The organism is Streptomyces sp. NPDC091280 (genome assembly GCF_044768565.1).
Taxonomy (GTDB): Bacteria; Actinomycetota; Actinomycetes; order Streptomycetales; family Streptomycetaceae; genus Streptomyces.
Window position 1 is genome coordinate 253683 of record NZ_JBIVUZ010000007.1, and the last position, 12777, is coordinate 266459.

Annotated in this window: 11 protein-coding genes; all 11 read left to right on the plus strand. The window is 71.9% G+C overall.

Going from position 1 to position 12777, the window contains the following annotated elements; genetic code table 11:
* Positions 1-265: 265 nt before the first annotated feature.
* The 11 genes from ACIQPR_RS22345 (at position 266) to ACIQPR_RS22395 (ending at position 12773) form a co-directional block, all read left to right on the plus strand.
* Positions 266-1828 (plus strand): ABC transporter substrate-binding protein, encoded by a 1563-nt coding sequence (locus ACIQPR_RS22345; RefSeq protein WP_403650965.1) that lies wholly within the window; start codon positions 266-268, stop codon positions 1826-1828.
* Positions 1829-1873: 45 nt separating this feature from the next.
* Positions 1874-2905, plus strand: coding sequence for an ABC transporter permease (locus ACIQPR_RS22350; protein WP_403650967.1), 1032 nt, complete (start codon positions 1874-1876; stop codon positions 2903-2905).
* A 2-nt stretch (positions 2906-2907) separates the two neighbouring features.
* Positions 2908-3813: an ABC transporter permease gene (locus ACIQPR_RS22355; protein WP_403650969.1), complete on the plus strand. Its 906-nt coding sequence runs from the start codon at positions 2908-2910 to the stop codon at positions 3811-3813.
* A complete protein-coding gene (locus ACIQPR_RS22360; RefSeq protein WP_403650970.1) occupies positions 3813-4727 on the plus strand; it encodes an ABC transporter ATP-binding protein in 915 nt (304 codons plus the stop codon). Before ACIQPR_RS22355 ends, ACIQPR_RS22360 begins: the two co-directional genes overlap by 1 nt.
* Positions 4724-5560 (plus strand): ABC transporter ATP-binding protein, encoded by an 837-nt coding sequence (locus ACIQPR_RS22365; RefSeq protein ID WP_403650972.1) that lies wholly within the window; start codon positions 4724-4726, stop codon positions 5558-5560. The genes ACIQPR_RS22360 and ACIQPR_RS22365 overlap by 4 nt, the downstream gene beginning before the upstream one ends.
* A gap of 37 nt (positions 5561-5597) precedes the next feature.
* The gene (locus ACIQPR_RS22370; RefSeq protein ID WP_403650974.1) at positions 5598-6938 is read left to right on the plus strand and encodes an LLM class flavin-dependent oxidoreductase; all 1341 of its coding nucleotides are present in this window, start codon (positions 5598-5600) and stop codon (positions 6936-6938) included.
* A gap of 9 nt (positions 6939-6947) precedes the next feature.
* Positions 6948-8687 (plus strand): FAD-dependent monooxygenase, encoded by a 1740-nt coding sequence (locus tag ACIQPR_RS22375; RefSeq protein ID WP_403650976.1) that lies wholly within the window; start codon positions 6948-6950, stop codon positions 8685-8687.
* 20 nt (positions 8688-8707) lie between these two features.
* On the plus strand, positions 8708-9748 hold the full coding sequence (locus ACIQPR_RS22380; protein WP_403650978.1) for an LLM class flavin-dependent oxidoreductase: 1041 nt from the start codon (positions 8708-8710) through the stop codon (positions 9746-9748).
* Position 9749: 1 nt separating this feature from the next.
* Positions 9750-10505 (plus strand): alpha/beta hydrolase, encoded by a 756-nt coding sequence (locus tag ACIQPR_RS22385; RefSeq protein WP_403650979.1) that lies wholly within the window; start codon positions 9750-9752, stop codon positions 10503-10505.
* 56 nt (positions 10506-10561) lie between these two features.
* The gene (gene ssuE, locus ACIQPR_RS22390; RefSeq protein ID WP_403650981.1) at positions 10562-11119 is read left to right on the plus strand and encodes an NADPH-dependent FMN reductase; all 558 of its coding nucleotides are present in this window, start codon (positions 10562-10564) and stop codon (positions 11117-11119) included.
* Positions 11120-11411: 292 nt separating this feature from the next.
* Complete coding sequence (locus tag ACIQPR_RS22395) at positions 11412-12773, plus strand: bifunctional o-acetylhomoserine/o-acetylserine sulfhydrylase (RefSeq protein WP_403650983.1); 1362 nt, start codon at positions 11412-11414, stop codon at positions 12771-12773.
* The last annotated feature ends 4 nt before the right edge of the window (positions 12774-12777 follow it).

The following is a 12777-nucleotide window of genomic DNA, read 5'->3' on the forward strand; positions in this document are numbered from 1 at the left end:
CCACCGCCTCGCCGACCGGCGCCCGTCTCTCGCGCCGCGCCGTCGCCCTCGCGCTTCGCCGCCCCTCTCCGCCTCCGTATCCCGGCTCTCTCCCGTGATCCGCCGACGCCCCCTGTCCGGGCGCGGTATGCCTGCGTGCGTCTCGAAGCCGCACCGGCATGTCCGTCGTCCCGGCCGGTGGGGTGTGCGGTCCCCCGGGTGTGCCGCCCTCGCTCCCTTTCCGCTGCCCCGGCGCGGCCGGGAGCCCTCGAAGAAAGAAACGAAGATGTCCGGACGACTCACGCCCCGCAGCCGACGGGCGGCCATCCGACCCGGCAGACTGCGCGCCGCCGCCCTGGGAACCGCTCTCGCCACCGTGCTCGTCCCCGCGCTCAGCGCCTGCGGCGGCGACGCCTCGACGGCCGGCGGCAACGCCACGCTGAAGTGGGCCTCCTCCTACTTCCCCACCCACTGGGACCCGGTGGTCAGCGGCAGTGGCGCCCAGTTCCGTGAACTGGCCCTCGTCTACGCCTCGTTGACCCGTACGAACGCGGCCGGCAAGGCCGTGCCCGACCTGGCCAAGAGCTGGGAGTACAACGCCAAGGGCGACCAGGTCACCTTCCATCTGCGCTCCGGCCTCAAGTTCAGCGACGGCACGCCGGTCGACGCGAGTGCCGTGAAGGACGCCGTCGTCCGGGCGCAGAAGCAGAAGAACTCCGCGCTCTTCGGCGACCTCACCTCCATCAAGTCGGTGGACGCCGACGGGCTCGACGCGGTGTTCCACCTCAGCCAGGTCGACTACCAGATCCCGCAGCTCCTGGGCGAGCGCGTGCTCCAGATCGCCAGCCCCAAGGCGGCCAAGTCGCCCACCAAGCTGGACCAGAGCCCGGTCGGCGCGGGCCCGTTCATCGTCACGCAGCTCGTCCCGGGGACCAAGGTCCTGCTGAAGAAGAACCCGGACTACTGGGACGCGAAGAACATCCACATCGACAACGTCGAGCTGACCTCGGCGCCCGACGCGGCGACGGTCGTCTCCGGGCTCCAGACCGGCGTCTACAACTTCGCCGACATCGCGCCCAGTCAGGCCGAGGCCGCGAAGAAGGCGGGCCTCGACGTCTTCGTCCAGCCCGGCTTCAACGCCAACAACATCAGCCTGAACGTGAACAAGGCGCCGTTCGACAACGACAAGGTCGTCGACGCGGTCCGCTACGCGATCAACCGCCAGGAGTTCGTGGACAAGCTGACCTTCGGCTACGGCTCGGTGACCAACCAGCCCTTCCCGAAGGGCTATGTGGCCTACGACCCGCAGTCCGCGAACGACTACGCCTACGACCCGGCCAAGTCCAAGCAGCTGCTCGCCGAGGCCGGTTACAAGGCGGGCCAGATCAAGCTGAGCCTCGTCATCCCGGCCGAGGATCCCCAGGCGGAGATCGTCCAGGCGCAGTTGGCGAAGGTCGGCATCACCGTCAGCATCAAGGTCGACAAGAACTGGGCCACCCCGTTCTTCGCCAAGAACCTGACGTTCTCGCTGTACGGCACGACCGGCCGCGACTCGGCGGCGCAGACCCTGACCGCGCACTTCGGTCCGAACGGCCCGCTCAACCTCAGTACGCCGTACGAGCCTTCGGGCTTCGAGGCGGCCATCGCCAAGGTCCGCCAGACCCCGCTGGACGCGCCCGACTACGCGACGGTCCTCCAGGCGGCGACCCGGGCCGGACTCCAGAGCAAGGCGCTGGTCTTCACCTACTCCTCGCCCAACCTCTTCGCGAAGAGCAAGTCCATCTCCGCCCTGCCGAAGAACCCGGCGCACATCGACTGGACCGGCGTCACCATCTCCGGCTCCAACTGACACTCCGTCACATCCCGTACAGCCACTACAGAGAGGGGGCGAGCCATGACGACGACGGAGGCACCCGCCACACCGCCCGACGTCCGTCACCGGGGCGCCACGACCGGGGCGCGGCACACGCTGGGCCGCGTCCTGGTCACCCTCGCCCGGTCGATCGCGATCTTCGTGCCCGTGTTCCTGGTCGCGACGTTCGTGACGTTCGCGCTGCGGTCACTGAGCGGGCTCAGCCCGGCGCGGATCCAGCTGGGCGAGGAGGCGACTCCCGAGGCGGTAGCCAGAGTTGAAGCACAGTGGGGCCTGAACCGGCCCTTCCTCGTCCAGTACGCGGACTGGCTGGGCGGTGTCCTGCACGGGCAGCTCGGCACCAGCTGGACCAACGGCGCCGACATCTCCACCCTGATCGGCCTCGGCCTGGGCGTGAGCCTGTCGGTGGCGTTCTTCGCGCTGCTCATCGGCGTGGTCGTCGGCTTCGCCCTCGGCACGGTCGCCGCGCTGCGCCGCACCACCTGGGTCGACCGCGCGATCACGGGCTTCGTCACCGTCATCTCGGTGATGCCTGCCTTCGTCGTCGGCATCGTGCTGGTCGCGGTGTTCGCGGTGGGCCTGCATGTCTTCCCGTCCGCCGGTTACGTCCCGGCGGCCCAGGGCGTGGGCCCCTGGCTGGCCCACATCACCCTGCCCGCGCTCGCGTTGAGCTTCGACGTCATCGCCGACGTCGCCCGGCAACTCCGGACCAGCCTCATCGCGGCCTATCGCGAGAACTACGTGACGGGCGCGGTGGTACGGGGGCTCAGCCCGCGGCGGATCTTCTTCGGGCATGTCCTGCGCAACGGTCTGGGACCGACGCTCGCCACGCTCGGCCTGAAGTTCCCGACGCTGGTCGGCGCCTCCGTCGTCACCGAGTGGATCTTCGGGCTCCAGGGCTTCGGCCGGTTCGCGAACGACTCCGCGCAGGCCGGTGACGTACCGGCCGTGCAAGGGGTGCTGGTGGTGTCGATCGTCCTGGTCGTCGTCTTCAACCTGATCGTCAACCTGGTGCTGGCGCGTGTGACGCCGGCCTCGCAGCGGGGGGTGTGACCATGGTGCGCCGCGTGCTCTCCCTGACGTCCGGCCGGATCGCCCTGGTGATCCTGACCGTGATCGCCCTCCTCGCCGTCCTCGGGCCATTCATCGCGCCCGACAACCCCCTCGCCACCAGTTCCGACACGCTCGCCGACGCGTCCGGCGCGCACTGGCTCGGCACCGACTACCTGGGCCGCGACGTGCTCAGCCGGCTGCTCGACGGCTCCCGGGTCAGTGTGCTCGGCTCCCTCGAAGTCGCCCTGACCGCACTGGGGGTGGGGGCGATCCCGGGCATCCTGTCGGTCTACTTCGGCCGGGCCTTCGAGTGGATCACCCTCCGGCTGACCGACACGCTGGTGGCCCTGCCCTTCCTGCTGTTCGCCGTCGCCGTCGTCGCCCTGCTCGGCAACGGGATCACCCAGGCGATGCTGGTCACCGGGGTGCTGGTGTCCCCGCTGTTCTACCGGGTGGCGCGCGCCTCCACCCTGGCCGTGGCCCGCTCGCCGTACGTGGAGGCGGCGCTCATCTCCGGCGCCTCCATCGGGTGGGTCGTGCGCCGGCACGTCTGGGTCAAGGTGCTCCCGCCGATCGCGGTGGCGCTCGCGCAGACCATCGGTGTGGGCTTCGTCATCGTCTCGACGCTGACGTTCCTGGGCATCGGCGTCCAGCCGCCCGCGCCCACCTGGGGCGGCCTGCTCGCCTCGGACCTCGGCTATCTCACCCAGAAGCCGTGGGCGCCGCTCACCCCGGCCCTGCTGATCATGGTCACGGTCTGGGCCTGCAACCTGCTCGCCGACGCGATCCGTGACGTCTCCGGCGAGGCGGGCCGCGCGCTCGTCAACAACCGCAGGGCACGCGCCAACCGCCTCGCCGGGACCGACTCCGAGGGCGACCTCGCCCACGTCCACGCCGGAGGTGCGTGATGGCCACTTCCACCGCCAAAGTCCTGCCGGGACCCACGACATCGGGTGCGGCCGACCCCGTCCGCCCGCCGACCGCACCCACCACTCCCCTGCTGTCCGTGCGCGACGTACGCATCAGCGACCGGGCCGCCGGCCGGGAGATCGTCCACGGCGTCGACTTCACGCTGAGGCCCGGCACTTCGGTCGGCATCGTCGGGGAGTCCGGCAGCGGCAAGACCCTGACCTGCCGGGCCACGCTCGGCATCCTGCCCGCCCACTTCGAGGTCACCGGCGGCTCGATCGAGATCGATGGCCAGGACATCTCCGGTCTGTCCTCGTCCCAGTGGACGGCCCTGCGGGGCGCCACGATCAGCGCGGTCTTCCAGGACCCGGCGTCCTATCTCAACCCCTCGATCCGCGTCGGCGCGCAGCTCGCCGAGGTCTTCCGCGTCAAGAAGGGCCTGAAGCGGCGCGAGGCCCGCCGAGAGGCGATCGACCTCCTGCACGCCGTGCATCTGCGCGACCCGGAGCTGGTCTACGGCCAGTACACCTACGAGCTCTCCGGCGGCATGCTCCAACGGGTCCTCATCGCCGCCGCCATCGCCGCCGGTCCGCGCATCCTCATCGCCGACGAGGCCACCACCGCGCTCGACGTCACCGTCCAGGCCGAGATCCTCGACCTGCTGGCCGATCTGCGCGAGCGCACCGGGCTGGCGCTGGTCCTGGTCTCCCACGACCTGGCCGTCGTCGCCCAGCTGTGCGACGAGGTCCTCGTCATGCGCGAGGGCGAGGTGGTCGAACAGGGCCCCACGCACGAGGTGTTGCACCACCCCCGGCACGCGTACACACGGCTGCTGATCGCCGAGCACGAGCAGTACGGCCTGGACAAGTTCCTCGTCCCGGCGGCCACAGAGGACACGGAGGACAGCGCATGAGCGGGGAACTCACCGGTCCCGTCCTTGAGATCACCGGCCTCGACGTGCACTACGGCCCGCGCCGGCGCCGTCGCCAGGCCCTGCACCAGGTCTCCCTGAGCATCGCCCCGGGCGAGACGGTCGGAATCATCGGGGAGACCGGGTCCGGGAAGTCGACGCTCGCACGGGCCGCGCTCGGCCTGGTGCGCGCCTCCGCCGGATCGATCGTCATCGACGGCGAGGAGGTGGGCGCGTACGGCCACCGCCAGTGGCGCGCGCTGCGCCGCCGGGGTGTGATCCAGTACGTCTTCCAGGACCCGCTGCGCAGTCTCGACCCGGACGTGACGGTCGAAGCGTCCCTGGCCGAACCGCTGTTGATCCAGGGTGTGTCCCGGCAGGAGGCGGCGACCCGGGTGCGCGCGTTCCTCGACCGGGTCCACCTCTCCGAGGATCTGCTCGACCGACTGCCGGGCGAGTTGTCCGGCGGCCAGCGGCAACGGGTCGCGGTGGCACGGGCGTTGGTGACCGAGCCGCGACTGGTGATCCTCGACGAACCGGTCAGCGCGCTCGACTCCGCCAACCGGGTGCAGATCCTCCAGATCCTCAAGGAACTCCGCGCGGACGGCGTCGCCCTGGTCTTCATCTCCCACGACCTCGGGTCCGTCGCCGGGGTCGCCGACCGCATCGCCGTGCTCTACCAGGGCGAGCTGGTCGAGGCCGGTGCCGCCGCCGACGTCATCAACCGGCCCCAGCACGTCTACACCCGCCTGCTCGTCCGCTCCGCGCCGACCCTGCGCGGCGCGGCGGCCGACCGCGCCGAGCGCGAGGCACTGCGCGCCCTGCTGCACGTCTGACGGCCCGTCAACCGCCCTTCACAGAACAGGAACAGTCATGTCCCGCACGCTCCACCTCGCCCTCCACCCCTACGGCGTCGGCGGCCCCGGCCAGCACGGTCTGTGGAAGGACCCGCGTGTCGCGAAGAACGCGAGCATCGACATCAACTACTACATCCGGCTGGCGCAGGCGGCCGAACACGCCCTGTTCGACGCCCTGTTCATCGTCGACAGCCAGTTCATCAACTCGACCTACCCGGCGCACTACCTCAACCGCCTGGAACCGCTGACCCTGTTGTCGGCCGTCGCCACCCACACCAAGCACCTCGGCCTGGTGGGCACGGCCAGCTCGACGTACAACTCGCCCTTCAACCTGGCCCGCCGCTTCGCCTCGCTCGACCACATCAGCGGCGGCCGGGCCGGCTGGAACGTCGTCACCAGCTTCGACACCGGCACCGCGCGGAACTTCGGCCTCGACGAGCACCTCGACTACGCCACCCGCTACGGCCGGGCACTGGAGTTCGTGCAGGTCGCCCGGGGGCTGTGGGACTCCTACGAGGACGACGCGTTCCCGGCGGACGTCGAGCGGGGCGTCTTCCTCGACCCGGCCAAGCTGCACGAACTCGACCACGCGGGCGAGCACTTCAAGATCGCGGGCCCGCTGAACCTCTCGCGGTCCCCGCAGGGCCAGCCGGTGATCTTCCAGGCCGGGGTCTCCGAGGAGGGCCGCGATCTCGCCGCGCAGGTGGCCGAGGGCATCTTCGCGCCCGGCGGCACCCTGGAGGCGTCGCGCGACTACTACGCCGACGTCAAGCGGCGCGCAGCCGCCTACGGCCGCGACCCCGAGCACGTCAAGATCCTCATCCACGGCGGCCCGGTCGTCGCCGCGACCGACGAGGCCGCCCGCCGCCGCGAGCGGGAGATCTTCGAGGAGGACGACGACTTCGGCCGCAACCTCGCCCTGCTGGGCCGTTCCTTCGGCGCCTACGACTTCAGCGTGCACGACCTGGACGGACCGTTCCCGGATGTCGCCCACCTCGCCGAGAAGGGCGGGCGGACGGGTGCCGCCCAGCTCATCGAGCGGGCCAGGGCGGAGAATCTGACGCTGCGCCAAGTGGCCGAGTCCGTCAACCAGTTCCGGCAGTCGCCGTTCGTCGGCGACCCGCACACCGTGGCCGACACGATCCAGCAGTGGTTCGAGGCCCGCGCCTTCGACGGCATCAACCTCGCCTTCCGCACCGAGGAGGAGCTGAACCTCTTCGTCGACGGTGTCGTCCCGATCCTCCAGAAGCGCGGCCTGTTCCGCACCGAGTACACGTCCGACACCCTGCGCGGCAACCTCGGCCTGCCGATCCCCGCCAACCGCCACTCCCGCGAGCGCCAGCTCGTCAACGACTGAGGGCGCGCGATGACCGAACTGTCGGCGACGGGAGGCCGCGACGTCCACACCGTCCGCTTCCCCGCAGCCACTCCCCCGGCCGACGTCGACGTCCTCGTCGTCGGCGCCGGCCCGGTCGGCCTCGCGGCGGCCGTCGAACTCACCTCGCGGGGTGTCGCGGTCGCCGTAGTCGACCGCGCCCCGGCCGCGACCCTGGTCCGCGCCGGGGCGATGGGCCACACCCCCCGGGTCGTGGAGCACCTGCGGCGCTGGGGACTGCTCCAGCGCGTCCGGGACGCGTGGACGTACCCGCCGGAATGGCATCGGGGCACCCGGCTGGTCACCTCCCTCGCCGGACACGAACTGGTGCCGGTGCCCGCCCCGTCGTTCACCGACCGGGCGGGCACGGCCGGGCACTCCGCCGACGAGGCGCTGCGCCGCCCGCAGACCGTGTTCCAGCGCGTGTTCCTGGACCACCTGACGGAGCGCGGCGTCAGCGTCAGCGGCGGCCAGGAGCTGACCGCGCTGCGCGAGGACGCGCAGGGCGTCGACGCGCGGGTCGTGGACGTCGGAACCGGCCGCGCGCGGACGGTCCGCGCCGCCTACGTGCTCGGCACGGACGGCGGCGGCAGCACCACCCGCCGCCTGGCCGGCATCGACCGTACCGGCGAGCACGCCACCGAGAAGCGGCTGCGGCTCATCGTCCGCACGGGCGACGTCGCGGACCGGATCGGACCCGCGCCGAGCGCGACGAACATCGTCGTCAACGCCCGCGCCTCCGGCTTCCTCGCCGCCGTGAGCGCGCGCGAGTGGCGGGTGTACGCCGGACCGTACCCGCTCGAACACGAGCCCACCGAGGGCGAGTTGCTGGACGTGGGACGGGCGGCGTTCGGTCTCGACATCGATCTGGAGCTGGTGTCCGCGACGACCTTCTACCACGCCACCCGGATCGCGGAGACCTTCCGCCGCGGCCGGATCCTGCTGGCCGGTGACGCCGCCCATGTGCGCACGCCCGGCGGCAACCTGGGCGAGGGCATCGGCGACGTGGTCAACCTGGGCTGGAAGCTCGCGGCGGTCCTCGACGGCCACGCCCCGCCGAGCCTGCTCGACTCCTACGACCAGGAGCGCCGCCCGCACAACTGGCGTGTCGCCGAGCACGCGTTGGAGCGTTCGCGGCGCTCGCAGGCCGCCCTGGCCGAGATCCGGGCGGGTGGCGTTCCCGACGACGCGGACCTCGGCGAGGAGGCCGTGCGGCGGCGGGCCGAGATCGGCGCGCGGCTGCGCCGGGACCGGTCCGGGAGCGACGGGGTCGCCTTCGACGAGCGGTACGACGCCTCGTCGGTGGTCTGGTACGAGCCGGGCCAGCTCGACGCCGAACAGCCGTGGCGTGCCGACGTCTACGAGGACGACCCGCGCCCGGGCCACCGTGCGCCGGACGGCCCCGTCGACCCCAGCGGCGGCACCCTCTACGACCGGCTCGGCACCTCCTTCGGTCTGCTCGTCCTCTCCGAGGACCGCGCGGTCGAGCGGGCCTTCGCCGCCGAAGCCGCCGCGCGCGGGCTGCCGTTCACGGTCGTCCACCTCACGGACCCGGCGGCGCGGGCCGTCTACGGCACGACCAACGTCCTGGTCCGCCCGGACCAGCACGTGGTCTGGCGCGGCACCCGGCTGCCCGACGCGGGCGCCGCCGCCGTACTCGACCAGGTGCTGGGACAGGAGGCCGGCGCGCCGGCGGCACATCCCACCGGCCCGGTCCCCACCGCGGCCTGACACCGAAAGGCCATCACCCCATGACGAGCGAGAGACCACGCTTCCGGCTCGGTTTCCTCACCCACGTCCAGGGCCGCGACGACGACATCGCCCGCACTTACCGCAACGCGCAGGAACTCTTCGTCGTGGCCGACGAGTTGGGCTTCGACGTCGGCTGGGTCGCCCAGCACCACGTCTCGCTCGGAGGCGGCGGGCTGTCCTCCCCGTGGACGTTCCTCGCCCACGCGGCGGCCCGTACGAGCCGTATCCGCCTCGGTACCGCGATCACCGTCCTCCCGCTGGAGGACCCGGTCCGGCTCGCCGAGGACATCGCCACCGTCGACACGCTCAGCGGGGGCCGGGTGGAGTTCGGCGCGGGCAGCGGGTCGAGCGAGGTGGAGTACGCGGCGTTCGGCAAGGACGTGGCCCGCAAGCGCGAACTCACCAGCGCGCACCTCGACATCGTGCGCCGCGCCCTCGACGGCGGCGAGGTCGGCACGGCCGGCTTCCGCATCCAGCCGCGGCCCGGCGACTTCAACGGCCGCCTCTGGCAGGGGGTGTTCAGCGCGCAGGGCGCGGAGTACGCGGCACGGAACGGCTCGAACCTGCTGCTCAACCGGGCCGCCTACGGCTTCGACGCGCCCACCGACGAGGTGCAACGCCCTTGGGCCGACGCCCACTTGGCCGCCTGGGACCATCCGCACCGCCCGCGCATCGGCCTGTCCCGGTTCGTGTTCCCGGCCAAGGACCGGCACACCGCGCTGGCGGCGGTCGGCGAGGACGTCCACCGGGCCGCGCTGCGCATGGCGGAGCACGGCGCGTTCCCCAAGGGCCTCGGCCAGGAAGAGGCGTTGCGTCGCTTCCACTCCTTCTACGGCCACCCCGAGGACATCGTCGCCGCGCTCGGGCAGGAGCGGGTGCTGCCCGTCGCGACGGATCTGATCACCCAGTTCAACCCCGCAGTCCCCGACCACGACGCCGCCGTACGCGCCCTCGAACTCATCGCCACCGAAGTGGCACCCGCGTTGGGCTGGAAGCCCGCGCGGTCCGCCGAACCCGCATCCCTATCCGCAGGAGTCTGAAATGCCCCAGTACAGCGACCACTTCGGCCCCGAGGGCCTGCTCGTCCGCGGCACGGTCCTCATCGTGCCGGGCCGTGGCGAGACCCGGGCCACCTACACCCGCTTCGGGCGACGGCTCGCCGCCGACGCCTACCGGGTCCGGGTGCTCGACGCACCCGACCTCGACACCGAGGACCTGACCGCCCTCGCCGCCCGCCTCACCGAGGCCGCCGAGGACACGGCCGCCGAGAACGGCGTCGTACGGCCCCTGGTGCTCGTCGGGGCCGACTCGGGCGCCGCCGCCGTGGCCGCGCTGCTCGGCCGGGAAGCCGGTGTCCGGCCCGACGCCGTGGTCCTCGCGGGCCTGCCCGGCCGTGCTCCCGGTGCCACCGCCACCGCAGGCACGTGGGACGAGGAACTGGACGTGCGGACCTCCTGCCCCACCCACCGGGGCAACCTCACCCAGGACCCCGAGGTGCGGCGCGGCTCGCTCGACGACGCGATCCCGGAGGCGGTGCTCGCCGCCGCGTACGAGGCCGAGGCCGACGTGCCGGTCCTGTTCCTGGTCGGCGACGCGGACCCGCTCGCGGACCACGAGGCGCTCGCGCACACCGCCAAGTCCCTTGCCCGCGCCCGGCTTTCGGTCGTGCACGGCGCGCACCACGACGTGCTCAACGACCTCCAGCACCGCACGGTGGCCGCCGAGGTGGTCACCTTCCTGGAGACCCTGCGCAACGAACTCCGGCCGCTGCTCACGGTGCGGTCGAGCGCCTGGTGAGTGCTGTTCCTCCCGCTCGGCACACCGTCTGAACCCCGACCTCGGAAGGTCCCGTCATGGCCTCGATCCTGTCCGTCTCCGGCAGCCCCTCTCCCACCTCCCGCACCACCCGGCTCCTGCGTCACCTGGACGACCGGCTCCGCCGCCAGGGTCATGACGTGACTCCGCTGGAGGTGCGTACCCTGCCCGCGCAGGCGCTGCTGGGCGCCGACTTCGCGCATCCGGCGATCGTCGCAGCGACCGCCCTGTTCGAGCAGGCGGACGGGGTGGTGATCGGCACGCCGGTCTACAAGGCCGCCTACTCGGGCCTGTTGAAGTCGTTGCTCGATCTGCTGCCGCAGTACGCGCTGACCGGCAAGACGGTGCTGCCGCTGGCCACCGGTGGCAGTACGGCCCATGTGCTGGCGATCGACTACGCGCTGCGTCCGGTGCTGAACTCCATGGGGCCCTCGCACATCGTGCCGGGCTGGTTCACGCTCGACAAGGACATCACGGTCGCCGAGGACGGCACCCTGACGGTGGCGCCCGCCACCGCCTCGGCGCTGGAGCAGGTCACGGATCTCTTCTCCGGCGCGCTGGGCGGCCGTACGGCGGTGCTCGCGTCGACCGCGTGATCCGTGCCGGGGACCGGTGCGGTTGTGGCAGTCGTGTTTCAACTGCGCACGTCACACTGGTTCTCCGGTACGGGCTGTGGTTCTCTCACTGCATGACCCCGCTCGTGACCCGCCGCCACGTCGACTACGTGCGTGTCACCAGCACGGGGTGTCCCGCCCTGAGCTGACGCACCGCTCCGGCATTCGCTTCCCCTCTCCACGAGCGCGCCGCGCCGGTCCCCGCCGTGCCCTTCTCAGGACGGCGGTGCCGCGGCCGTCCCACGCACCCGCACGCCCCGCACAAGGGAGAACCATGAGCCAGCCCATCGACTCCGTCACCGGTGGTCACACGCCCGAGGACGAGCCCGCAGGTCCGGACACCTCGGCCTGGTCGTTCGAGACCAAGCAGATCCACGCCGGTGCCGCGCCGGACCCGACGACCGGGGCACGGGCGACGCCGATCTACCAGACCAGCTCGTTCGTCTTCCGTGACACCCAGCACGCGGCCGACCTGTTCGCGCTGGCCGAGCCCGGCAACATCTACACCCGTATCCACAACCCCACCCAGGACGTGTTCGAGCAGCGCGTGGCCGCTCTGGAGGGCGGGGTCGCCGCGGTGGCGCTGGCCTCCGGGCAGGCCGCGGAGACCCTCGCGATCCTCACGCTGGCGTCGGCGGGCGACCACCTGGTCTCCAGCACCTCGCTCTACGGCGGCACGTACAACCTGTTCCGGCACACGCTGCCGAAGTTCGGCATCGAGGTGTCCTTCGTCGACGACCCCGACGACCTCGACGCCTGGCGCGCGGCGATCCGCCCGAACACCAAGGCCCTGTTCGCGGAGACGCTCGGGAACCCGCGCGGCAACGTCCTCGACGTCCGTGGCGTCGCGGACGTCGCGCACGAGGCGGGCGTCCCGCTGATCGTGGACAACACCGTGCCCACTCCGTTCCTGTTGCGGCCGATCGAGCACGGCGCCGACATCGTCGTCCACTCGGCGACGAAGTTCCTGGGCGGGCACGGCACCACGATCGGCGGTGTCGTGGTCGACGGCGGCACCTTCGACTTCGGCGCGCACGCCGAGCGTTTCCCGGACTTCAGCGAGCCGGACCCCAGCTACCACGGCCTTCGGTACTGGCCGGCGCTCGGTCCGGGTGCCTTCGCCATCAAGCTGCGTGTGCAGCTGCTGCGCGACCTCGGACCGGCGATCTCCCCGCACTCCGCGTTCCTGCTCCTCCAGGGCGTGGAGACGCTGAGCCTGCGCATCGAGCGCCACTCGTCCAACGCGCAGGCCCTCGCGGAGTGGCTGGAGCAGCGCGACGAGGTGGCCGCCGTCCACTACCCGGGACTTGAGTCCAACAGGTGGTACGAGGCGGGGCAGCGCTACCTCCCGCGCGGCGCCGGGGCGGTCCTGGCCTTCGAACTGCGGGACGGGGTCGAGGCCGGGAAGCGCTTCGTGGACGCGGTCGAGCTGTTCAGTCATCTCGCCAACATCGGGGACGTGCGCAGCCTGATCATCCACCCCGCGTCGACGACCCACAGTCAGCTGGACGAGGCGCAGTTGGCGGCGACGGGCACCTCTCCGGGCCTGGTGCGGCTGTCCGTCGGCATCGAGAACCTCGCCGATCTGAAGGCCGACCTGGAGGCCGGGTTCCGCGCGGCCAAGGCCGCGTCCTGAGCAC